General features: G+C 69.4%; 20 protein-coding genes. 8 read left to right on the forward strand and 12 right to left on the reverse strand.

The window, feature by feature from the left end:
* Positions 1-103 precede the first annotated feature (103 nt).
* A complete protein-coding gene (locus CIK77_RS06145) occupies positions 104-352 on the forward strand; it encodes a type B 50S ribosomal protein L31 (protein ID WP_087053649.1) in 249 nt (82 codons plus the stop codon).
* 61 nt (positions 353-413) lie between these two features.
* On the opposite strand, the gene CIK77_RS06150 is transcribed toward CIK77_RS06145, so the two are convergent.
* The 6 genes from CIK77_RS06150 to CIK77_RS06175 all read right to left on the reverse strand — a co-directional run bounded on the left by CIK77_RS06150 (position 414) and on the right by CIK77_RS06175 (position 6,471).
* Positions 414-1,154, reverse strand: a complete 741-nt coding sequence (locus tag CIK77_RS06150; protein ID WP_249268453.1) for a GolD/DthD family dehydrogenase — start codon at positions 1,152-1,154, stop codon at positions 414-416.
* On the reverse strand, positions 1,151-1,612 hold the full coding sequence (locus CIK77_RS06155; protein ID WP_087053651.1) for a ribose-5-phosphate isomerase: 462 nt from the start codon (positions 1,610-1,612) through the stop codon (positions 1,151-1,153). The genes CIK77_RS06150 and CIK77_RS06155 overlap by 4 nt, the downstream gene beginning before the upstream one ends.
* 55 nt (positions 1,613-1,667) lie before the next feature.
* On the reverse strand, positions 1,668-3,359 hold the full coding sequence (locus tag CIK77_RS06160) for a dihydroxyacetone kinase family protein (protein WP_114347216.1): 1,692 nt from the start codon (positions 3,357-3,359) through the stop codon (positions 1,668-1,670).
* A gap of 4 nt (positions 3,360-3,363) precedes the next feature.
* Positions 3,364-4,416 carry a substrate-binding domain-containing protein gene (locus tag CIK77_RS06165; RefSeq protein ID WP_087053653.1) on the reverse strand — a complete coding sequence of 351 codons (1,053 nt, stop codon included), beginning with the start codon at positions 4,414-4,416 and terminating at the stop codon, positions 3,364-3,366.
* Positions 4,417-4,580: 164 nt separating this feature from the next.
* Positions 4,581-5,516, reverse strand: coding sequence for a sugar-binding transcriptional regulator (locus tag CIK77_RS06170; RefSeq protein ID WP_087053654.1), 936 nt, complete (start codon positions 5,514-5,516; stop codon positions 4,581-4,583).
* A 28-nt stretch (positions 5,517-5,544) separates the two neighbouring features.
* Positions 5,545-6,471: an exonuclease domain-containing protein gene (locus tag CIK77_RS06175; RefSeq protein WP_332841607.1), complete on the reverse strand. Its 927-nt coding sequence runs from the start codon at positions 6,469-6,471 to the stop codon at positions 5,545-5,547.
* A gap of 232 nt (positions 6,472-6,703) precedes the next feature.
* On the opposite strand from CIK77_RS06175, the gene CIK77_RS06180 reads away from it, so the two are divergent.
* On the forward strand, positions 6,704-7,549 hold the full coding sequence (locus CIK77_RS06180) for an alpha/beta fold hydrolase (protein ID WP_087053694.1): 846 nt from the start codon (positions 6,704-6,706) through the stop codon (positions 7,547-7,549).
* Positions 7,550-7,560: 11 nt separating this feature from the next.
* On the opposite strand, the gene CIK77_RS06185 is transcribed toward CIK77_RS06180, so the two are convergent.
* The 3 genes from CIK77_RS06185 to CIK77_RS06195 all read right to left on the reverse strand — a co-directional run bounded on the left by CIK77_RS06185 (position 7,561) and on the right by CIK77_RS06195 (position 9,629).
* A complete protein-coding gene (locus tag CIK77_RS06185; protein WP_087053655.1) occupies positions 7,561-8,034 on the reverse strand; it encodes an Lrp/AsnC family transcriptional regulator in 474 nt (157 codons plus the stop codon).
* Between the two features lie 113 nt (positions 8,035-8,147).
* Positions 8,148-8,723, reverse strand: coding sequence for a histidine phosphatase family protein (locus CIK77_RS06190; RefSeq protein ID WP_249268454.1), 576 nt, complete (start codon positions 8,721-8,723; stop codon positions 8,148-8,150).
* 60 nt (positions 8,724-8,783) lie between these two features.
* Positions 8,784-9,629 carry a Sir2 family NAD-dependent protein deacetylase gene (locus CIK77_RS06195; protein WP_087053657.1) on the reverse strand — a complete coding sequence of 282 codons (846 nt, stop codon included), beginning with the start codon at positions 9,627-9,629 and terminating at the stop codon, positions 8,784-8,786.
* A 77-nt stretch (positions 9,630-9,706) separates the two neighbouring features.
* Here CIK77_RS06195 and CIK77_RS06200 point away from each other — a divergent pair, with 77 nt between their 5' ends.
* On the forward strand, positions 9,707-10,570 hold the full coding sequence (locus CIK77_RS06200; protein ID WP_087053658.1) for a TrmH family RNA methyltransferase: 864 nt from the start codon (positions 9,707-9,709) through the stop codon (positions 10,568-10,570).
* 16 nt (positions 10,571-10,586) lie between these two features.
* Here the strand turns inward: CIK77_RS06200 and CIK77_RS06205 are convergent, their stop codons facing one another.
* From CIK77_RS06205 to CIK77_RS06215, 3 genes are read right to left on the reverse strand one after another with little or no spacing between them, the layout of a single operon-like run.
* Complete coding sequence (locus CIK77_RS06205) at positions 10,587-11,426, reverse strand: SGNH/GDSL hydrolase family protein (protein WP_087053659.1); 840 nt, start codon at positions 11,424-11,426, stop codon at positions 10,587-10,589.
* Between the two features lie 40 nt (positions 11,427-11,466).
* On the reverse strand, positions 11,467-12,510 hold the full coding sequence (locus CIK77_RS06210) for an App1 family protein (protein ID WP_087053660.1): 1,044 nt from the start codon (positions 12,508-12,510) through the stop codon (positions 11,467-11,469).
* A complete protein-coding gene (locus tag CIK77_RS06215) occupies positions 12,507-13,268 on the reverse strand; it encodes a DedA family protein (RefSeq protein ID WP_442923131.1) in 762 nt (253 codons plus the stop codon). The genes CIK77_RS06210 and CIK77_RS06215 overlap by 4 nt, the downstream gene beginning before the upstream one ends.
* A 175-nt stretch (positions 13,269-13,443) precedes the next feature.
* Between CIK77_RS06215 and leuS the strand changes: the two genes are divergently transcribed.
* The 5 genes from leuS to CIK77_RS06240 all read left to right on the forward strand — a co-directional run bounded on the left by leuS (position 13,444) and on the right by CIK77_RS06240 (position 21,381).
* The gene (gene leuS / locus CIK77_RS06220) at positions 13,444-15,951 is read left to right on the forward strand and encodes a leucine--tRNA ligase (RefSeq protein WP_249268455.1); all 2,508 of its coding nucleotides are present in this window, start codon (positions 13,444-13,446) and stop codon (positions 15,949-15,951) included.
* A 101-nt stretch (positions 15,952-16,052) separates the two neighbouring features.
* Positions 16,053-16,709, forward strand: coding sequence for a helix-hairpin-helix domain-containing protein (locus CIK77_RS06225; RefSeq protein ID WP_087053662.1), 657 nt, complete (start codon positions 16,053-16,055; stop codon positions 16,707-16,709).
* Positions 16,710-16,797: 88 nt separating this feature from the next.
* On the forward strand, positions 16,798-19,134 hold the full coding sequence (locus CIK77_RS06230) for a ComEC/Rec2 family competence protein (protein WP_249268456.1): 2,337 nt from the start codon (positions 16,798-16,800) through the stop codon (positions 19,132-19,134).
* Between the two features lie 42 nt (positions 19,135-19,176).
* On the forward strand, positions 19,177-20,241 hold the full coding sequence (gene holA / locus CIK77_RS06235) for a DNA polymerase III subunit delta (protein ID WP_181861400.1): 1,065 nt from the start codon (positions 19,177-19,179) through the stop codon (positions 20,239-20,241).
* 192 nt (positions 20,242-20,433) lie between these two features.
* The gene (locus CIK77_RS06240) at positions 20,434-21,381 is read left to right on the forward strand and encodes a type IV toxin-antitoxin system AbiEi family antitoxin domain-containing protein (RefSeq protein WP_087053664.1); all 948 of its coding nucleotides are present in this window, start codon (positions 20,434-20,436) and stop codon (positions 21,379-21,381) included.
* Positions 21,382-21,397: the final 16 nt, after the last annotated feature.

The following is a 21,397-nucleotide window of genomic DNA, read 5'->3' on the forward strand; positions in this document are numbered from 1 at the left end:
GCGCCTGCTCGGCTCTGGTAAGCTTGCTCGTTGGCGCTCGAGGTGCGCCCGCGGGCCGCGGCCCGTGCTTCCCTCCTCACATCGACTCCCGCAAGGACTTCTCATGCAGCATGACATCCACCCCGAGTACAACTCCGTCGTCTTCCGCGACCTGGGTTCGGGCACCACGTTCCTGACGCGCTCGACCGCGAAGAGCAGCAAGACGATCGAGCTCGACGGCACCGAGTACCCGGTGATCGACGTCGAGATCTCCTCGGCTTCGCACCCGTTCTACACGGGCAAGCAGCGCATCATGGACTCGGCCGGCCGTGTCGAGAAGTTCAACCAGCGCTTCAAGGGCTTCGGCAAGTAATTCCGTCGCACGAAAAAGGCCCGCTTCGAATGAAGCGGGCCTTTTTCGTGCATCGCGGACATCAGATCGCGGTGAAGCCACCGTCCATCAGCGCATTGGTGCCGGTGACCATCGCAGCCTCGTCGCTGGCGAGGTACGCGATCAGGCCTGCGACCTCCTCGGGCTGGGCGAAGCGACCGACCGGAATCTCCGCCTTCGCGCGCTCGCCCTTCTCTCCGGCCCACGCAGCCTTGCCCAGCGGTGTCTCGACGACGGTGGGGGAGACCGCGTTCACCGTGACGCCGTCGCGTGCCCACTCGCGGGCGAGCACGCGCGTGAGGCCGACGACTGCTGCCTTGCTGGCGCAGTACGCGGCGTGCTCGTCGAGACCGATCACAGACGCCTGCGAAGCGAGGTTGACGATGCGGCCGTAGCCTGCCTCGGTCATCACACGGCCCGCGGCCTGGGCCATGTAGAACGTGCCGGAGAGATTGATGTCCATGGTCAGCTGCCAGCGCGACGCCGGCACATCGAGCGCCTTGTCGAGCAGCGCGACGCCCGCGGAGTTCACCAGGATGTGCGGCGTGCCGACCGCGTCGATCGCCTCGTCGAAGACGCGCGCGGCGGCCTCGGGGTCCGTCAGGTCGGCGACGATTCCGTGGTGACCGTCGCCGGGGAGGTCGCGGACGATCTCGCCTACGCCGTCGTTGACATCGACGCCCACGATCGTCGCACCGCGCTCGGCGAGGTGCTCGGCGACCGTGAGCCCGATTCCGCTGGCGGCACCCGTGACGACCGCGATGCGGCCCGTGAAGGCACTCACTTCTCGTACTCCGTGATCGCGCACACCTTCTCGTACGACGCGCTGGACGGGTCGAAGGTGTAGCCGAGCCATTCCTTTGCGAGACGGCGGGCGAGTTCGATGCCGATGACGCGCTGCCCCATGCAGAGCACCTGGGCATCGTTGGAGAGCACGGAACGCTCAACCGAGAAGGAATCGTGGGCGGTGACGGCCCGGATGCCCTGAACTTTGTTGGCGGAGATGGCCACGCCGAGGCCGGTGCCGCAGATCAGGATCGCCCTGTCCGCCTCGCCGTTCGCGACTTTGCGCGCCGCCTCCACAGCGACGTGCGGGTACATGGTGTGCCCGTCGGCGGCGACGCCGACGTCGGCGACCGAGACGACGCGGGCGTCCGCCTCGAGGTCGGCCTTGATGATCTCCTTGTAGTCGAAGCCGGCGTCATCGCTGCCGACGACGAGGCGGAGCTGTGAGTCGCTCATTGCGTGTCCTTGTCTTCTCGGTCCTTGGCCGCTCCGAATGTCGCGGCCTGATTGTTCAGTTCGTGAATCGCGCCAGGGCGCTCACGATCAGCGCGAACGAGGTCGCGCCGGGGTCCGACGTGCCCACGCTCTTCTCGGCGAGCGGTCGGGCGCGTCCCTTCCGCGGGGTGAGGCCCGCGGTGGCGCGTGCGGCAGCCTCGGCGGCATCCGCACCGGAGGCCCACGCCGCACCGACGCCGTCTGCGATGCCCTCGCGCAGTGCCTCGCGGAACGGCAGCGCGGCATCGATGATCGTCTTGTCGCCGATCTCCGCGCGACCCAGGTCGAGCATCGCGTCGACGAAGGCATCGACGGCGCGCACGGCGTCATCCGCGCGTAGGCGTCGCGGTCGTCGCCGAGCGCGCCGCCCCGCTGCTTCGAGCGCGGCACCCACAGCACGCCCGATGTGCCGCCGGCGCGCGGCGGCCCACGCACGGCCCGCCTGCAGCAGCGCCCATCCGGGGCCCGACTCTTCGAGGCGTTCCGTCGCGGCGACGGCCGCCTGCGCGCCCTTGACCATGCCGCGGCCGTGATCGCCGTCGCCGGCGATCGCATCGATACGCCCGAGCTCATCCTCGGCCTCGACGAGGACGTCGCGGATGATGCGCAGGGCCTCGGCGGTCAGCGGCGAGAGCCGTGCCGCCGCAGGAGTCGGTGTCGGTGCGAGCTCGTCGTCGTCGGCGCCGGAAGTGCGTGCGGCGGGAACCAGGGCAGCCAGGGGAGATGCCTGCTTCCGGTAGCCCGGAGCATATGCGTCGGCGTGCCATGCGTGCTCGAGGTCGTCATCGAGCCACATCAGCGTGAGCGAGCACCCGCCCATGTCGAGGCTGGTGACGAGTTCGCCCACCTCAGGCTCAACCGGTTCGAGACCCGCATCCGCCAGCAGCGGCCGGATCTCGTTCCACAGCAGGAACAGCTCTTCGTACTTCGTGGTGCCGAGACCGTTGACGATCGCGGCGACCCTGTTCCCGCCGTCGGACGGCCGGTCGGCGAGCAGCCCGTCGACGAGCAGTCCGGCGAGCTCGCGTGCGGTCGCGACGGGCTCGTCACGGATGCCCGGTTCGCCGTGGATGCCGAGGCCGACGCCCATCTGGCGCTCCGGCACACGGAACAGCGGCTCCGCGGCACCCGGCATCGTGCATCCGGAGAAGGCGACGCCGAAGGAGCGCGTGGCGGCGTTCGCGGCGCGGCCGATGCGCTCGACCTCATCGATGTCGTGTCCGGCCGCGGCTGCGGCACCGAGGGACTTGAACACGGTGAAGTCACCGGCGATGCCCCGGCGCTCCGATTCCTTCGGCGACGATGCGACATCGTCCGTGACGAGCACGATGCGCGCGTCGATGTCCTCGCGGCGCAGACGCTCCGCTGCGATGCCGAAGTTCATCACATCGCCCGCGTAGTTGCCGAAGGTGAGGATCACGCCGCGGCCCTGGTCTGCGGCCTTGGCCACCGAGTACACCTGCGCGGCGGACGGCGAGGTGAAGATGTTGCCGACCACGGCGCCCGATGCGAACCCGGGACCGACGAGACCGGCGAACGCCGGGTAGTGGCCGGATCCGCCTCCGACGACCACCGCGACGATCGGGTCGTCGCCGCGGTGCGCGACCACCCCGCCCGGAACGCCCGTGAGGCGATCGGCGTAGAGCGACACGAAGCCCTCGAGCTGATCCTCGGCGAACTCCGCCGGGTCGTTGAAGATGGTGGTCATCGGATCAGCGCTCCTGTCCCTCGAGGCCCTCGTACGCGATGTTCTCCGCCGCGAGGTTCTCGTCGATCAGCGTCGGCAGGTTCTCGAGGAAGGGGTCGCGCTCCGTGACGACGTTCTTCATGGTGTCTTCGACGTTGTCGGCGGTGACCGCGGGCATCGTGTAGACGGGCTCGAGGGGAACGTCCTCGCCGCGAACCAGACCGGCGGCGACGGCGAGACCTGATGCGAGCTCGACAGTGCCGTGCTGCAACGAGGTGCCGATGAAGTCGCCGCTCTCCACAGCGCGCAGGCCGTCTTCGATTCCGTCGATGCCGACGATCGGCACGTCGTCGATTCCGGCCTCCTTCAGTGCCTGCAGCGCGCCGAGGCCCATGTCGTCGTTCTGTGAGATGACACCGTCGATGTCGTCGCCGAAGGCGGAGATCCAGTTGCCCATCTTGTTGACCGCCTCAGCGCGGTTCCAGTTCGCCGTGTCCTTGGCCAGCACCTCGATGCCGGGGTTCTCCTCGAGGACGCTGTCGATGCCGGCGCCGCGGTTGATCTCCGGGGAGGAGCCGAGCGGTCCCTGGAAGATCACGACATTGCCCTCGCCGCCGAGCTCGTCGACCATCATCTGTGCCTCCTGCGCGCCAGCGGCGACATCATCCGGCTGCACGCTCGCGTCGACGTCGACGCCCGTCAGCGCAGTGTTCACCGCGATCACGGGAATGTCCGCTCCCTGCGCCGCGGCGACCTGCGGCTCGAGCGTGTCGGCCTGCACCGGAACGATGATGATCGCGTCGACGCCGGCGCTGACGTACTGGTCGACCTGGTCGGCCTGCGCCGTCACGTCGTTGCCCGCGGAGTTCCACTGCAGGTCGATGTCGTTGGCCTCGGCGTAGCGCTCCATGCCCTCCCTGCCCTGGGTGATGAACGACGACATGTCGTACACCGAGACGCCGACGGTGATCGTGTCAGCTCCTGCGCTCGGGTCGCCCGCGCCGCAGCCGGCGAGTGAGACGGCCGTGCCGGCGGCAACAGCGGCGGTGGCAAGGCGGATGGTCAGTGAACGCTTCATCGCGTGCTCCTTCGTCGATGGGAGGGATCCGGGGACCGCTGACGGGCGGCGGATGATCCGACGATAGACCGCCGTCTGCTCAGAATGCGAATGTGCTGCTCAAGTGTGCACGTCGAGGTTGCGAGGTGCCGTCGTTGCTCACGTGAGCGCGGCGAACGTGAGTGCTACTGCTCGAGCAGGCGGTACGCCGTGAACGTGTCGGTGATGGCGGCGGTCATCAGTCCGGAACGCAGCACGGCGCGCAGCGCGCGAGTCTTCGACGGGCCGCCTGCGATCGCCACGCGGGAACGGACGGCGCGCAGCTGCCGATCGGAGATGGCGATGCAGCGCGCGTCGAGGTCGTGCAGGATCTCGCCGTCCTCGGCGATCAGCGTGGACGCCACCTCTGCTGCCACACCGCGGGCGCGCAGTCGGCGTCGGTCCTCGTCGGTGACGGCGGGGTTGATCATCATCAGCGAGTTCGGCGGGTCCCACGAGCCGACGGCGCAGAGGGCGACCGTGACCTTTCCGAACTGATCGATCGCAGCGCGGGCGCCCGGCTGTCGCCGCACGCCCTGTGCAGCCTCCGTGTCGCTCATGACCAAGGAGGCATAGATCGGCCACGGGCGTACGTCGGGCAGTGCCGCCAGCGACCGGATGACTTCGAGGCCGCTCTCGAGGATCGGACCCGCGATACCTGCGAGCTGGACGACATCACGGCACGGCAGGTGCGTGAGCTTGCTCGCCATCACGTTCAGCGTTCTGCCGGAGGTGAGCCCGAGCACGTCGTCCGGACGCACCAGCTCCTCGACCATCGTGGCCGCCGCAGCGCCCAGGCCCAGCTGCGCGTCGGCATCGGTGTCGGCGGACTGTTCGAACACGACGGCGTGCTCCAAGCCGTAGTGGGCGGCCAGTCGACCTGACAGTTCGACGTCGACTCCGGGCGACGCGACGATCTCGAACCGGATGATGCCGCGTTCGACCGCCTCATCGAGCATCCGGCCGATCTTGAATCGGCTCAGGCCGGTCTCCTCAGCGATCTGAATGCGCGACTTGCGCCGCACGTAGTGCTCGCGGGCGATGTGCGCGAGCTGCACGCTGGAGAGCGGACCGGTGGACATAGCCGGTGAATATACCCGAAGAGCCGCCTCAGCGGACGGGCCACGTGCCGTCGAGGGCGTCCGACGGCTCCAATCGGCCCACCCTGACGAGATACTCCGTGAGGCTCTCTGCCTGTTCGCGGGCCCATACGATCTGCTGATCGTGCAGGGCGTCGAGAGTGTCGGGGAGCTCATCGGCGAAGCGCTCTGCGATGGCGATCGCGATCCGGCCCGCTGCGATCGCGTCGGCTGATGCCTCATGGGCGTCGTCGAGTGCGACGCCGTAGTGCTCCGCCGCGCGATCGAGCGTGCGCTTGCCCTTGCGATACCGGTCCACCGCTTTGTCGACGACGAACGGGTCGATGATCGGGCGAGGGGCGTCCAGGGGCGGCAGCGCATGCCGTGCCGCCTCATGTCGAAGCAGGGAAAGGTCGAATGCCGCGTTGTATGCCACAACCGGAATGTTCTCGGCGAGCAGCAGGCGCAGGGTCTCGACGATCTCTGCGACGACGTCGCCGGCGGGGCGCCCCTCCGTTCTGGCGCGTTCCGTGCTGATGCCGTGGACGGCGGCAGCGGCATCCGGAATCTCGATTCCCGGATCGGCGATCCAGCTCGAGGTGCGTCCGACCTGGCCGTCGGCATCGACGACGCCGACGAACGCTGTCACGATCCTGTCGTTCTCGACGTCGACGCCTGTCGTCTCCAGGTCGAATACCGCGACGCTCCCCAGCAGCGGCCCGGTCGAATCCATGTCGGGGAGCAGGTCCGCCGACGAGTCCGTCGTGCTGGGGCCGACCGGCGAAGCCGCCTGCGGCGTGGATGCTGAGGCAGCTGCTGTGGAATCGGGCGCGTGAGGGGGCGCTTGTGCGACCGACGCCGGGGCAGCACGTGCTGTGGCCGTGGGCTGCGAGCCGGAGGGTCGTTCCACGTCCGTCAGATCGAACAGCGGCGGGGGATCGGGCCAGCGGACGCTCATGCGGCAACGATAGGTCGCCTGCCGCGGGAAATCACCCCGCCGCGCCGCGCGGTGCACGGCCCGCGGCTTGCGCGCCTGTGGATCGGGCCGCGGGCTTGATCGGCGTCGTCCGGGGCGACGCGAGCCGTTCGGCATCTCCGCGCGAGACGGCAGAGGGCCGGAGCGCGGGAGGAGCGGCTACTAGAGTTGTGATGTGAGTGACGCGCCGTACGCCCAGCTGCTCGAGGACGCTATGGCCGCCGCTCGCAGGCGGGAGATCGACGTCTGCGGCACGCGCGCGGCGTACTGGGAGTACGGTCCGGCGGATGCCACGGAGACGATCGTCGCGGTGCACGGCTTCCGCGGCGACCATCACGGTCTCGAGCCGGTCGTCGCGCACCTGCCCGAGGCGCGGGTGCTCATGCCCGACCTGCCGGGGTTCGGTGCCACGCCGCCGATGGAACGGCACGCGCACGATCTCGACGGCTACGCCCGCTTCGTCACCGAGTTCATCCGGTCGGTCGCTCCGGGCGCCACCGTCCTGGGCCACTCCTTCGGCTCGATCATCGTCTCTGCGGCCGTCGCCGGCGGTCTGAGCACGCCGCAGCTGATCCTGGTCAACCCGATCGGCGCGCCAGCGCTGGAAGGGCCGCGCGGCGTGTTCACCCGACTGGCTGTGCTGTACTACTGGCTCGGCGCCCGTCTGCCGCGGCGCATCGGCACGTGGCTGCTGCGCACACGCATCGTCGTGCGGGTGATGAGCCTGGCCATGGTGAAATCGCGGGACAAGCGCATGCGCGCGTTCGTGCACGACCAGCACGATCGCTACTTCTCCGGCTTCAGCGATCGAGACGTGCTGCGCGAGGCGTTCGTCGCCAGCGTGTCGCACGATGTGACGGAGTACGCCTCGCGCATCGATGTGCCGACCCTGATGATCGCCGCCGATCGCGACGACATCACGCACATCGAGGCGGAGCGCGTGCTGCGCGATGAGTTCCCTCGCGCGACGCTGGTCGAGCTCAGCGGAGTCGGGCACCTCATCCACTACGAGAAGCCGAGCGAGGCGGCCGACGCCATCCGGTCGTTCCTGACCGGCTGAGGCGCGGCCGGTCAGTTGTTGCGCTTGGCGAGCCCCATGAGACCGGAGACGCGGTAGGGAACAGCCTCGCTCATCACCAGCGACGTCTCGGTGCGGTCGACGCCCTCGATGCTGAGGATGCGCGCATCGACGTCGAACAGGTGACGCGCGTCGCGGCAGGCGACGAAGGTCATCAGATCGGTCTGCCCGCTCATGCCGTGCGCCTGCACGATCTCCGGGATCCGCGCCATCTCCGTCGTGATCTGCGGCAGCTTCGCCTGGTGCACGCCCACCGCGATGTAGGCCTCGAGGGGGAAGCCGAGCGCCGCGGTGGAGAGTGAACGCTCGAACGACCGGAACACGCCTGACCCGTCGAGACGGGCCATCCGGGCCTGCACCGTGTTGCGTGACAGGTGCAGCCGCTCAGCGAGCGAGACCACCGTCGTCCGCGGATCGTCGGCGAGGGCCGCGATGAGTTCGAGGTCGACGTGGTCAAGGGTCGGCATGCTGAAAAGATATCAGCGTGGCGCTGTCGATTTCGTGCAGGATGCTCAGTCGTTATGCGTTCGAGTGCGCGTGCATCGAAGAACGGCGTTTCACCGAGGGCAGAATGTGGAAATCACTGCTCCGCCGTGGGCGAGAGCTCCTCGACGAACCGGATGTCGTCGCCGTCGACTTCGAAGATCCACGCCGAACCGTTGAGGACGCGCTGATGGTCGCGTGACGGGAAGTCGCTGCTCGGCAGGTCCCGCAGCAGGCGGCCGATCACCCCGCCGTGCGTCGCTGCGGCGGTCCGGTCGTCAGGGAACCGGGTCGCGAGGTCGATCATGGCGCGACGGGTGCGGGCGACGACCTCGGGCTCGGCTTCGGCATCCGGCACCCCGTGGGGGTACAGCAGCGGCAGGTCCTCACCCGGCACGCCCTCCGCCGACCCGTACGCGCGCTCGACGAGATCGGGAATCCGCTCATCCGGGCCCGTCAGGCCCAGCTGGTCCGCGATGAGCTGCGCCGTTTCGACGGCCCGCCCCAGCGTGCTGGAGACGACCTTGCTGAAGCCGCGGCCGGAGAGCCTGCGGCCGGCGTCGCGCGCCTGGTCCCGACCGGTGTCGTTGAGCGGAATGTCGGATGACCCCTGGATGCGCCCCGCGAGGTTCCAATCGGTCTGGCCATGTCGAACGAGCGCAATCGTGGTCACCAGCCCACCCTAATCGCTGCGGCCCGTGCCTCGGCTGGGACGACCTGCCGGTCGGCGGAGCTAGGGCAGCAGCGGCGGGAGCTCCTCGGCCAGCCGCATGAGGACCTCGCTGGTGCCGGCATCGATCTTCACGGTTGCGCGTCGGTCCCCGCGTGTTTCGCCGCGGTTGACGATCACGATCGGCTGCTGCCGGCGCCTGGCGCGCTCGATGATGCGCTGACCGGAGTTGACCACGAGCGATGAGCCGGCCACGAGGAGCGCATCGGCGCCCGCGACCAGCTGCTCGGCGAGGCGGAAGCGGTCGGCGGGGATGAACTCGCCGAAGAACACCACGTCGGGCTTGAGCATGCCGCCGCACACGGTGCAGTCGGGCACGACGAACCCGTCCGTCGTCTCGGGCAGGACGTCGCCGTCCGGGCCGAGCGCCACGTTCTCCGGCACGGCGATCCACGGGTTGTCCGCCTCGATCCGCGCAGCGACGTCACGCCGGTCGTACACCTGCCCGCAGTCGAGACACAGCACGCGGCGCATCGTGCCGTGCATCTCGACGACGCGGGTGCTGTCGGCGCGCAGGTGCAGGCCGTCGACGTTCTGGGTGATCACGCCGGTGACGACGCCCGCCCGCTCCAGACGCGCGATCGCGAGGTGACCGGTGTTCGGCTCCGTCGAGGTGAACGAGCGCCAGCCGAGGTGCGAGCCGATCCAGTATCGGCGACGTGCGCCTTCGTCGGCTGCGAAGGTCTGCCACTTCATCGGTGTGCGCGTGGGAGCACCCTGGCCGCGGTAGTCGGGGATGCCGGAGTCGGTCGAGACCCCGGCGCCGGTCAGCACCACGATCCTGCGCCCTGCCAGCACGTCGACCGCTCCGGCGACGAGGTCGTCCGGTGCCTGGGGGAGGGAGCTCACCCATCGATCCTACGACCGCTCCGACGTGCACGGACGCTGGGGAGGGCACACGATGTCGGCGGCATAGTCTTGAGGCGATGAACATCCAGCGCGTGCACGAAGACAGCGAGCTGCTCGCCGACTACCGCAGTCTCACGGATGTCGCACTGCGTCGCAGGCTCGAGCCGGAGCACGGCCTCTACATGGCGGAGTCGGCGAAGGTGCTCGCGCGCGCCCTTTCAGCCGGTCACTCGCCGCGCTCGGTGATGACCGCCGAGAAGTGGCTCACCGATGTCGAGCGCATCCTGGGCGAGCACGCCCTCGACGAGGTGCCGGTGTATGTCGTGCCGGATGACGTGGCGGAGCGCGTGACCGGATACACCGTGCATCGCGGCATGCTCGCCGCCATGAACCGGCCGGCGGATCGCCCGGTCGCCGAGCTGCTCGCCGACGCCACCGAACGCACCGGATCGGCGGGCCAGGGTGACGGGGAACCGCGCGGTGCCAGGATCGTGATCCTCGAGGATTTGGTCGACCACACCAACGTCGGCGCGGTGTTCCGGTCGGCCGCGGCGCTCGGTGTGGACGCGGTGCTGGTGACGCCGCGGTGCGCCGATCCGCTCTACCGGCGCAGCGTGCGCGTCTCGATGGGCACGGTCTTCCAGGTGCCGTGGACGAGGATCGACGACTGGCCGGGAGGCCTCCAAGAGCTCAAGGACGCCGGCTGCGTCGTGGCGGGGATGACGCTGGGGGAAGGCGCGATCTCGCTGGACGAGCTCGTCGCTGAGGACCACGAGAACCTGGCGCTCGTGTTCGGCAGCGAGGGGCACGGCATCACCCCTCGCACGGACAGGGCGCTCGACCGGCGCGTGACGATCCCGATGATGGGCGGCGTCGACTCGCTCAACGTCGCGGCAGCCTCGGCAGTGGCGTTCTACGCGACACGCGTTCGGGGCTCGTAGCGCCCGTGGCGGGCGCTCAGGCGTTGTCGTCAGGGCGGCGCATCGGGGTCGGGTCGGGGCGCTTCGAGGTGCGTCCGTCGCCGGACGACTCGTGGTGCAGCCGCCGGAGCACCCACGGCACGAAGTACTCCCGGGCCCACACCAGGTCGTCCTTGCGGGCGTCCCGCCAGCTTCTGCCCGGTGCGTGCTCGGGTTGCATCGGCTGCAGTTCGTTCGGCACGTTCAGCGCGCGCAGCGCCATCCTCGCCACCTCGTGGTGGCCGAGGGCGTTCATGTGCAGACGGTCCGGCGACCAGAACCCGGGAGCCTGAATCGACTTCAGCGCCCACATATCGGCGACGATCGCGTCGTACTCCTCAGCGACGGCGCGCATGTTCTCGTTGTAGATCGCGATCTTGCCCCGCAGCGGTCGGAACACCGGATTCCAGCCCACGTCGAACCCGGTGAACACCACGAGGGCCGCTCCGGCGCTCGAAAGTTTGCGCACCTGTTCTGCGAAGATGTCGGCGATCGCGTCGGGATCCGTCCCAGGGCGCAGCACGTCGTTCCCGCCCGCGCAGAAAGTGATCAGGTCGGGTCGGAGCTCCAGTGCGTGGTCGACCTGGTCGGCGGCGATCTGCCGAATGAGCTTGCCGCGGACGGCGAGATTCGCGTAGGCGAAGTCATCGGTCTGCGCCGCGAGAACCTCCGCGACTCGATCTGCCCAGCCGCGGTGGCCTGGCTCCTCGCTGCCCGAAGAGGGCAGCGGATCTCCGATGCCCTCAGTGAACGAATCACCGACAGCCACGAAGCGCCGCCACGGATGCGGATCGGCGTGGGGAGCGTACGGGGTGCGCGGTCGCTCATCGTCGTCCATGTCGTCCAGACTACGAGCTCAGAGGCTGTTGCAGTCGGCGTCAGGCTCCGCGGTCGAGAATGCCGACGTCTTCGAGGCGCATGGCGAGCCCCGCACCGTCGTCCTCCGTGACCCACGGAACCTCGCTCGCCTCGTGATCATCGACCACAGTGCGCCCACCGGCGAGCACCGCCTGGGCGGGGGAGAGGCGCCGGATCGCGACCCCGGCCACAGATGAGGAATGCTCCGTTGTGAAGTTCGTGTAGATCTCGTCGTCGTGCTGACCGTCATCGCCGATGAGCAGCCACCGGATGTCGGGGAACTCTTCGGCAAGGCGGTGCAGATTGGTGCGCTTGTGATCGCGGCCGCTCCTGAACCACCTGTCGTGGGTCGGACCCCAGTCGGTGAGCAGCATGGCGCCGGCCGGGAACAGGTGCCGCTCCATGAACCGCGTCAGCGTCGGTGCGACGTTCCACGCACCGGTGGACAGATAGATGACCGGCGCTCCCTGATGCGTACGCGCCAGTCGCTCGAGCAGCACCGCCATGCCCGGCACGGGTTGGCGCGCATGCTCGTGGCGCACGAACGAGTTCCACGCCGCGAGGAAGGGTCGCGGCAGAGCCGTGACCATGACGGTGTCGTCGACGTCGCTGACGATGCCGAAGCGCACATCCGGGTCGACGATGAATACGCGCGCCTCGACCTCGTCGCCGTTCTCGACGGAGAGTCGGACGGTCTGCCATCCGGGCTCGAGCTCCGCTTCGATGCGCACGTCGACGACGCCGCCTCGATCCGCCGCCATCGGATGGGCGCGGCCGTTCACCGTGACGGTGACGGGCGCGTAGCCCACAGGGATTCCGAGGAACGAGCGCCACCCTCTCGCCGTCGGCGTCTCGCCGCGACGGCTGCGCCGCTTGGTGGTCGGCGGCAGGATCAGCACCCTGCCGAGCACGCGCACCCAGCCGCTGCCGCCGTAGCCCGCGAACGGCACCAGGGTGGGGCGCAGACCGGCGCGACGTGCGCGGCGCTCGCGCCACCCGTGGATGCGGGCCTCCAGCCGCGCAACCAGCCGCGGGCGGTCCTTCTTGGGGCGTCTGCGGCTCACGCGCTGCCCTCGTCTCGGCGATGGTCGCTCATCGAGGAGCTCTGCTCGTCATCTGCTTCGATGCGCTCTGACGCGCCGTCGGTCGTGGCCTCATCCGGAGTCTCTTCCATATGGCGCAGTTCTGCGCGCTGCAGCAGGTGCTTGACGCCCCAGACGATCAGGAGGAACGCCAGCATGATGCCGACGAAGATGTAACCGACCCAGTGGGCGTTGCTGCCGAGCTGTTCGCCGAGCTCGCGGTACGTGCCGGCGGCACCGGCGGCGATGCCGATGTACAGACCGGACCAGAGCACGCAGGCCGGAAGCGTCCACGCGATGAAGCGTCGATAGCCGTAGCCGGACATGCCCACCGTGAGCGGGACGAGGGAATGCATCACCGGCAGGAAGCGGGAGAGGAAGATCGCGATCCCGCCTCGGCGGCGCAGGTAGTTCTCGGCGCGCTGCCAGTTCTTCTCGCCGATCCACCTGCCCATGCGCGAGGCGCGCAGGTGCGGGCCGACCCAGCGGCCGATCACGAAGCCGAGGGATTCTCCGGCGATCGCGCCCGCCACGACGCACACGCCGAGAATGATGCCGCCGGAGACGGTGGTGACGCCCGTCGCGGTCACGAGCACGACGGTGTCGCCCGGCACGATGAGGCCGATCAGAACGCTCGTCTCGAGTGCGATCGCCACGGTCGCGATGAGCACGCGCAACCACGGATCAACCCCGGCGACAGAGTCGAGAATCCAGTCGAGTGCGTCGTTCAGCCAGCCCACGATCCCCAGCCTACGGGCACGAGAGACCTGGGCCACATCCGGAATCCGCCAGCCCGCGGCCGCTGGAGTAACCTGGGGTATCTGTGCCGGGTGAAGCCGGCGCGCCGTCCCCTCACCCATGTCGATTGGCCTATTCGCAGTGTCGCACGAGACATCCCCTGAGCAAGACAGCACCATGCACGCCATCGAGGCGAAGTGGCAGGCCCGCTGGGCCGAGAACGATACGTTCCGCGCCGGCGACGAAGGCGATCTGCGGCCGCGGAAGTACGTGCTGGCGATGTTCCCGTACCCGTCGGGCGACCTGCACATGGGGCACGCGGAGAACTACCTCTACAGCGACATCGTCGCCCGGTTCTGGCGCCATCGCGGCTACAACGTACTGCATCCGATCGGGTGGGACTCCTTCGGACTGCCTGCCGAGAACGCGGCCATCAAGCGTGGGGCGGACCCCCGCGAGTGGACGTACGAGAACATCGAGCAGCAGGTCACGAGCATGCACGCCTACGGCGTCTCGTTCGACTGGTCGCGCCGGCTGCACACATCCGACCCCGACTACTACCAGTGGAACCAGTGGCTGTTCCAGCAGATGTACGAGCGCGATCTGGCGTACCGCAGTCAGAGCCCGGTCAACTGGTGTCCCAACGACCAGACGGTGCTCGCGAACGAGCAGGTCGTCGACGGCGCGTGCGAGCGCTGCGGGGCCATCGTCGAGAAGAAGAAGCTGACCCAGTGGTACTTCAAGATCACCGACTACGCCGACCGACTGCTCGATGACCTGAACCAGCTCGAGGGAGCATGGCCGAGCAAGGTGCTGCAGATGCAGCGCAACTGGATCGGCCGGTCGATCGGCGCCGACGTCGACTTCGCCATCGAAGGCCGCGAGGAGCGGGTCACCGTCTTCACCACTCGGCCCGACACCCTGTACGGTGCGACGTTCATGGTCGTCGCACCTGATTCGGATCTCGCCGCGGAACTGGTGGACGGCGCATCGGACGAGGCGAAGGCGCGCTTCGCCGAGTATCTCGATGCCACCCAGACGCAGACCGATATCGAGCGCCAGGCCACCGACAGGGAGAAGACGGGCGTCTTCCTCGAGAGGTATGCGACCAATCCGGTCAACGGCGAACGGCTGCCGATCTGGTCGGCCGACTACGTGCTCGCCGACTACGGTCACGGCGCCGTGATGGCCGTTCCCGCCCATGACCAGCGCGACCTCGACTTCGCGCTGAAGTTCGACCTGCCTGTGCGCGTCGTGGTCGACACGAACGCTCCGATCACCGGCGCGATCCCCGTGGTCGACGCCGACGCCGAGATGGCGGACGCCGACCAGATCGATCCCGTCGTCACGGGGGAGGCGCTCGCAGGCGACGGCCGGATGATCAACTCCGGTCCACTCGACGGCATGTCGAAGCGCAATGCGATCGCGCACGTCATCGAACTGCTCGAGCAGAAGGGCACGGGGCGCGCGGCCAAGCAGTACCGTCTGCGCGACTGGCTGATCTCGCGCCAGCGGTTCTGGGGCACGCCGATCCCGATGGTGCACACCTCCGATGGTCGCGTCGAGCCGGTCCCCGCCGATCAGCTGCCCGTGAAGCTGCCGGAGGCGCGTGACATCGACCTGAGGCCGAAGGGCTCATCGCCCTTGGGCGCGGCGACCGGATGGGTCGAGACCACGGACCCGGTGACGGGGGAAGCCGCACTGCGCGACCCCGACACCATGGACACCTTCGTCGACAGCTCCTGGTACTACATGCGGTTCCTCTCGCCAGGCAGCACATCCGGTCCGTTCCGGCCGGAGGACGCGCAGCGGTGGGCGCCGGTCGACACCTACATCGGCGGAGTCGAGCACGCGATCCTGCACCTGCTCTACGCGCGCTTCATCACCAAGGTGCTGCACGACATGGGGCTCGTCGACTTCAGTGAGCCGTTCTCGAGCCTGATCAACCAGGGCATGGTGATCCTGAACGGCGCGAAGATGTCGAAGTCGAAGGGCAACCTCGTCCTGTTCAGCGAGGAGCTCGAGAAGCACGGTGCGGATGCCCTGCGCGTCGCCCTCGCGTTCGCGGGGCCCGTCGAGGACGACAAGGACTGGAAGGACGTCTCCACCACCGGCGCGCAGAAGTTCCTGTCCCGCGCGCTGCGCGTCGCTGAGCAGGTGACCAGCGCCGTCGGCGTCGATTTCGCCGGCGGCGACCAGACGCTGCGCAGGGCGACGCACCACGTGCTCGAAGATGCGACGAGCCTTGTGGAGCAGACCAAGTACAACGTGCTCGTCGCGCGGCTGATGGAGCTCGTCAACGCCGCCCGCAAGACGATCGACGCCGGCGCCGGTTCCGGCGATCCCGCTGTGCGGGAAGCGGCGGAGACGGTCGCGATGATGCTCGACCTGTTCGCCCCGCACACGGCGGAGGAGATGTGGGAGCACCTCGGCCACGAGGCATCGGTGTCGCAGGCGCAGTGGCGAAGGTCCGACCCGACGCTGCTCGTCGAGGACCAGATCACGGTGGTCGTGCAGATCGACGGCAAGGTGCGAGCCAAGCTCGACGTCGCGGCGAGCATCTCCAGCGATGAGCTGGAGCAGCTTGCGCGCGATGATGAGCGCGTGCAGCGGTCCCTCGGCGATCGCGAGATCACGAAGGCGATCGTGCGACTGCCGAAGATCGTGAGCTTCTCGACGAAGTAGCAGCTGCGCCGCTTCCCTCACAGGGGCGGATTCAGCTCGGTCCGGCGGATCGGGCTGTGAGCAACCCGGTTCGGGGCGTTCGCTCCTCGTAGCGTCGGGCTATGGAGCCGGAGGACGCCGTGGGTGCGCCGCGCGGCGTCCGGCTGGGCATCGGCGCGGCGATCGTCGTGGTCATCGTCGTCGCCGCGATCGTGATCGCGGTGGCGGTGTGGCGCGGTGCCAACGCCCCGGTCGAGGTCGTCGACGGTGCCGGAACTCCCTCGCCGAGCGCGGGGCCGGTGGAGCAGGGCGATGTCGCGCCCTCGCCGGGTGCCGTGGGCGAACTGTACATCCACGTGTTCGGGGCGGTGGAGCATCCGGGGCTGTACGTGCTGCCCGACGGGTCGCGGGTCGTCGACGCCGTGTTCGCGGCGGGCGGGCTGCGTGAGAGCGCGGCGCCGGAGGGCGTCAATCTGGCGCGCGAGCTCGCCGACGGGGAGCAGATCGCGGTGCCGACGAAGGAGCAGGTCGCATCGGGCGAGGTGCCGACGCCTGCACAACCGGATGGGAGCGGCGGGGGATCGGAATCGCCGATCGATCTGAACGCCGCCGGCCCGACCGAGTTGGAGGCACTTCCCGGGATCGGGCCCGCACTTGCGCAGCGGATCATCGCGTGGCGCGACGACAACGGCCCGTTCGGCAGCGTCGATGACCTGCTCGCGGTGAGCGGCATCGGGGAGAAGGTGCTCGCCGGCATCCGAGACCAGGTGCGGGTGTGACATGACGGATCAGGGGCGGGTCCGCACCGGCGGGAGGGCAGGCCCTTCTTCGGCGGACGCTGCCGATTCCGTGGTGGGGAGCCGGCGGGTGTCCCGCGCCGATATGCGGCTGCTGCCGGTGGCGATCGCCGCGTGGGCTGCTTCGACCGCTGCCGTGCTGCTCCCGACGATCGCGACGGTTCTCGCCTTCTCGCTGGCGGCGGTCTGCGCCGTGCTGGTGCTGGTCGTCGTGTTCACGCCGGGTCGGGCGGGCCCGACCGCGCGGGGGTGGCTCGCACTTGCCGTGGTCGCCGCGGCCGTGGCAGGCGCCGCAGCCGCGCACGTCGCGATGGCGCAGTCGGCGCGCGACGCAGCCGTTTCGGCCGTCGACGCGGGGCGCGCAGAGGTCACGGGTGTGGTGACGACGAAGGTGCAGCCCCGCGGTGATGACGTGATGTTCTCGCTGACGACCGAGCTGATCGACGAGGCGGGGAGCGGCGCGCTGCGGGTCGCTGTTCCGATGCGCGTCTTCGCTCCGGCCGATGCGAGCTCCGGCGGCCGACTGGACCTCGGCTCGCAGGTGACGGTCGCCGGCGGTGCGGACGCGGCGACCGGATCCGCCGAGGTGGCGGTCGTCTATGCCGACACGATCGACGTGGAGCGGGGGCCGCCGCACGTGCTCGGTGCGGTGAGCGGCATGCGCGACACGTTCGCTCGGCTCGCTTCCGGATTGCCCGGACCCGGCGGCGAACTGCTGCCCGGCCTGTCCGTCGGCGATACGCGTTTCGTCTCCGGTGATCTCGACGAGGCGATGAAGGCCTCATCCCTCAGCCATCTGACCGCGGTGAGCGGAGCGAACTGCGCACTGGTCGTCGCGCTCGCGTTCGGGGGATGCGCCGCGCTGGGAGCTGTTCGGAGCATCCGGATCGTAGTCTCGCTCGTCGCGCTGGCAGGCTTCGTCGCACTCGTCACTCCGGAGGCGAGCGTGATCCGCGCCGCGACGATGGCGGCCATCGCCATGTTCGCGCTGCTGCTCGGCCGAGCGGGTGCCGGAGTGGCCGTGCTGTCGCTGGCGGTGACGGGCATCCTGCTCGCCGATCCGTGGCTTACGCTGAACTTCGGATTCCTGCTGTCTGTGGCGGCGACGGGTGCGCTGCTGCTGCTCGCCGGTCCGCTCGCGAGAGGGCTGGAGCGATTCATGCCGGGACCGCTCGCCCTTGCTCTCGCCGTGCCGCTGGCCGCGCAGCTCGCGTGCGGGCCGATCATCGTGCTGTTCGCGCCGCAGGTGCCGCTGTACGGCGTGCCGGCGAACCTCATCGCGGCGCCTGCCGCGCCGATCGCGACGGTGGCGGGGCTGGGTGCGTGCCTGTTCGCATCGGTGCCCGGCGTCGGCGCGGCCGCGGCGTGGATCGCCTGGCTGCCGTCGGCGTGGGTGGCGCACACCGCTGAGGCGTTTGCGGGGCTCCCGCGCGCACGACTCGACTGGTGGGAGGGCGCCGCGGGGTTCGCAGCACTCGCAGTCGTCGGCGCGTGCGTCGCGGTGCTGATCGCGGTACCGCCGCTGCGGTCGGGGCAGGGTCGGAGCGTGCGCGTCGTGCGGGTCTCGCTCCGTCGGGTCGCAGCGGGGGTGCTCGCGATCGCGCTGGGCGGTGTCGCCGGAACGGCAGCGGTGTCCGGTGCGATCGTCGGGCCGCTGACCGTGCCGCGCGACTGGGCGATCGCGGCGTGCGATGTGGGGCAGGGCGACGCGCTGCTCGTGCGCTCGGAGGACGAGACGATGCTGATCGACACCGGCCCGGATCCGGATGCGCTGGCGGACTGTCTGAGCAGGTTGGGCATCCGGAGCATCGATCTGCTCGTGCTCACGCATTTCGACGCCGACCACACCGGCGGTGCCGAGGCGCTCGAGGGTCGGGTCGGGCACGTCATGCATGGGCCGGAGGATGATCGTTCCGGTGCGGTGTGGCGCGCGCTCGGCGATCCGCCGCACACCGAGGTGGCCGCAGGAGATGAGGGAGCGCTGGGCGCTGCGCGCTGGTTCGTGCGGTGGCCCGCAGCCGGGGCCGGGTTCGACGCGGGCAACGAGACCAGTGTCGTGATCGATATCTCCGGCGGCGGCGTGCCCCACGCACTGATGCTCGGTGACACGTCGGAGGATTCTCAGTCGGCGATGCTGCGAGACGCACCGCTGGCCGCGCCGTACGAGGTCGTGAAGGTCGCCCATCACGGCAGCGCCGACCAGCTCGCCGGGCTGTACGGCGAGGCCGCCGCGGCTGTGGCGATCATCACGGTGGGAGAGAACGACTACGGGCACCCGCGAGAGCGGACGCTCGGCGTGCTCCGCTCATCCGGTGCGTCGATCGCCCGCACCGACGTGTCCGGGCTGGTGCTGGTCGCGGCGCGAGACGACGGCGGGCTGCGCGTCTGGCGGGAGCGGGGCGAGTGAGCGCGGCCGTTTTCCGTCCGTGGCCACCGGTAGGCTGGATGCATGGCAGCCGCGTCCGCTCGTTCCGGGGGAAGAACCGCTCGTGCGGGCGGAAACTCGTCGGCGAAGACGAAGATTCCGCAGCAGTCGTGGCGCAACCCGCAGCCGGCACCGATCGTTCTGGTCAGCGGGCCGGAGGAGGTCTGCGCCGAGCGCGGCATCGGGGCGATCCGCGACTATCTGAAGGCGGAGGATCCGTCTGTCGAGGTCACCGACATCCGGGCCGACGACTACACGGCCGGCACCCTGCTCGCGGTGACGTCGCCTTCGCTGTTCGGCGAACCGAGGCTGGTGCGCGTCGCGGGAGTCGAGAAGTGCTCAGACGCATTCCTCGACGAAGCGCTGAAGTACATCGAGGCACCGCAGGAGGGCGCGACCCTCGTGCTTCGCCACACCGGTGCGACCGTGCGCGGCAAGAAGCTGCTCGACGCGATCCGATCCGGCGTCGGTGGGGGAGCGGAGGTGCCCTGCCCCGCGATCAAGCGCGACGCCGAGCGGCACGACTTCGCAGCGGGCGAGTTCAAGGCGGCCAGGCGCGCGATCGCCCCGAAGGCGCTGCAGGCGCTGACCTCGGCGTTCGCCGACGACCTGACCGAGCTTGCAGGCGCCTGCCAGCAGCTGCTCGCCGATGTCGACGGCGACATCACGGCGGAGGTCGTGGCGAGGTACTACGGCGGCCGCGTCGAGACGAACGCGTTCACCGTCGCCGCCACGGCGATCGCCGGCCAGTACGGTGAGGCGCTCGTCGCGCTGCGGCATGCGCTGGCATCCGGCGCCGACCCTGTGCCGATGGTGGCGGCCTTCGCGATGAAGATGCGCACGATGGCGCGCGTCGCGGGGCAGCGCGGGTCCTCCCGTGACATCGCGATGCGCGTCGGGATGAAGGACTGGCAGGTCGACCGCGCGCGCCGCGACCTTCAGACCGGCTGGAGCCCGCGCAGCCTCGGCGCCGCGATCCAGGCGATCGCCCGCGCCGACGCCGAGGTGAAGGGCGCCTCCCGCGACCCGATCTTCGCCCTCGAGCGCATGGTGACGGTCGTCGCCACCCGCCGCCCCTTCGGTACCTGAGGCCCCGCCCCCTCGCGAACCGCCTGGGCTTTGTCGAGGTGCCACGGAACGGTCAGGCAATTGATCCATTCAGTGGCACTTCGTGAGTGGTAGATCGCAGAGTTTCCCTCACAGGCGGGGGAATCGCGCGATTGCTGTCCACAGCCGCCGCCGGGGCTGGTCACGGCGCGGCCATCGCGTCAGGGTGACTGCATGTCTGAACTGCTCACCCATTCGCGTTCTGATCTCACTCGGTCGGGGCTGAGCGACCGAGCGCTGCGCGAGGCGCTGCGGTCAGGGCGGCTCCTCCGGATCCGCAACGGTCACTTCGTCGATGCGAGAACCTGGGAGTCTGCGCATCCGGAGCAACGAGAAGTCGCGGCGGCGCGTGCGGCGCAACGGGATGCGCATGGACGCCATGTGTTCTCGCATGCGACGGCCGCGGCACTGCACGGTCTGCCGCTGTTCCGCCACAGCCCGGGGAAACCGCACGTGATGATCGGCAACGACACGCTCTCCGGCACCAGTCCCGGAGTCGCACGCCACCATGATCTGTGGGACGGCGAGACGACCGAGCGCGATGGTCTGCTGGTGACCACGCTTGCCCGAACGACGTTCGATGTGCTGCGCACCTGTCGTGCCGAGACCGCCGTCGCCTGCATCGATGCGGCGATGCGACGGATCGCATTGCGGGCGGATCGGCGCATCGACCATCAGCGAGCCGATGCGTTTCGCGATGAGGTCATTCGTCTGATCCAGACGGCAACAGGTAAGCGGGGCGTGAAGCAGGCCCGTGAGCTGATTGCATTCGCCGACCCTCGGGCGGAGTCCCCTGGAGAGAGCGTGAGCCGGATGTATCTGGCTCGGCTGGGCTACGAGCGGGTCGAGCTGCAGGTGCCGATCGCCGCTCCGAACGGACGCGCGTACACCGTGGACTTCAGGGTGTCCGGTGTGCTCGGCGAATTCGACGGCGCGCGCAAGTACGTCGATCGCGGCTTGCGCGCCGGGCGGTCAGTGGAGCAGGTGGTGCTCGACGAGAAGCGGCGGGAAGACTGGATCCGAGCCCGCTCCAGCGAGAGGTTCGTCCGGTGGACGAATCAGGAGATCGCCACGCCCGATCATTTCCTCCGGTTCCTGCGGTCAGTGAATGTGTGGCCGTGAGGAGTGTGCGAAATGC

This window comes from Microbacterium sp. JB110 (assembly GCF_003335195.1).
In the GTDB taxonomy this organism is placed as follows: Bacteria; Actinomycetota; Actinomycetes; order Actinomycetales; family Microbacteriaceae; genus Microbacterium.

What these genes read in the sequence shown, in the direction of transcription:
- CIK77_RS06145 (WP_087053649.1), top strand. Translation starts at nt 104, where the DNA reads ATGCAGCATGACATCCACCCCGAGTACAACTCCGTCGTCTTCCGCGAC.
- CIK77_RS06155 (WP_087053651.1), bottom strand. Translation starts at nt 1,612, where the DNA reads ATGAGCGACTCACAGCTCCGCCTCGTCGTCGGCAGCGATGACGCCGGC.
- CIK77_RS06160 (WP_114347216.1), bottom strand. Translation starts at nt 3,359, where the DNA reads ATGACCACCATCTTCAACGACCCGGCGGAGTTCGCCGAGGATCAGCTC.
- CIK77_RS06165 (WP_087053653.1), bottom strand. Translation starts at nt 4,416, where the DNA reads ATGAAGCGTTCACTGACCATCCGCCTTGCCACCGCCGCTGTTGCCGCC.
- CIK77_RS06170 (WP_087053654.1), bottom strand. Translation starts at nt 5,516, where the DNA reads ATGTCCACCGGTCCGCTCTCCAGCGTGCAGCTCGCGCACATCGCCCGC.
- CIK77_RS06175 (WP_332841607.1), bottom strand. Translation starts at nt 6,471, where the DNA reads ATGAGCGTCCGCTGGCCCGATCCCCCGCCGCTGTTCGATCTGACGGAC.
- CIK77_RS06180 (WP_087053694.1), top strand. Translation starts at nt 6,704, where the DNA reads ATGGCCGCCGCTCGCAGGCGGGAGATCGACGTCTGCGGCACGCGCGCG.
- CIK77_RS06185 (WP_087053655.1), bottom strand. Translation starts at nt 8,034, where the DNA reads ATGCCGACCCTTGACCACGTCGACCTCGAACTCATCGCGGCCCTCGCC.
- CIK77_RS06200 (WP_087053658.1), top strand. Translation starts at nt 9,707, where the DNA reads ATGAACATCCAGCGCGTGCACGAAGACAGCGAGCTGCTCGCCGACTAC.
- CIK77_RS06205 (WP_087053659.1), bottom strand. Translation starts at nt 11,426, where the DNA reads ATGGACGACGATGAGCGACCGCGCACCCCGTACGCTCCCCACGCCGAT.
- leuS (WP_249268455.1), top strand. Translation starts at nt 13,444, where the DNA reads ATGCACGCCATCGAGGCGAAGTGGCAGGCCCGCTGGGCCGAGAACGAT.
- CIK77_RS06225 (WP_087053662.1), top strand. Translation starts at nt 16,053, where the DNA reads ATGGAGCCGGAGGACGCCGTGGGTGCGCCGCGCGGCGTCCGGCTGGGC.
- holA (WP_181861400.1), top strand. Translation starts at nt 19,177, where the DNA reads ATGGCAGCCGCGTCCGCTCGTTCCGGGGGAAGAACCGCTCGTGCGGGC.
- CIK77_RS06240 (WP_087053664.1), top strand. Translation starts at nt 20,434, where the DNA reads ATGTCTGAACTGCTCACCCATTCGCGTTCTGATCTCACTCGGTCGGGG.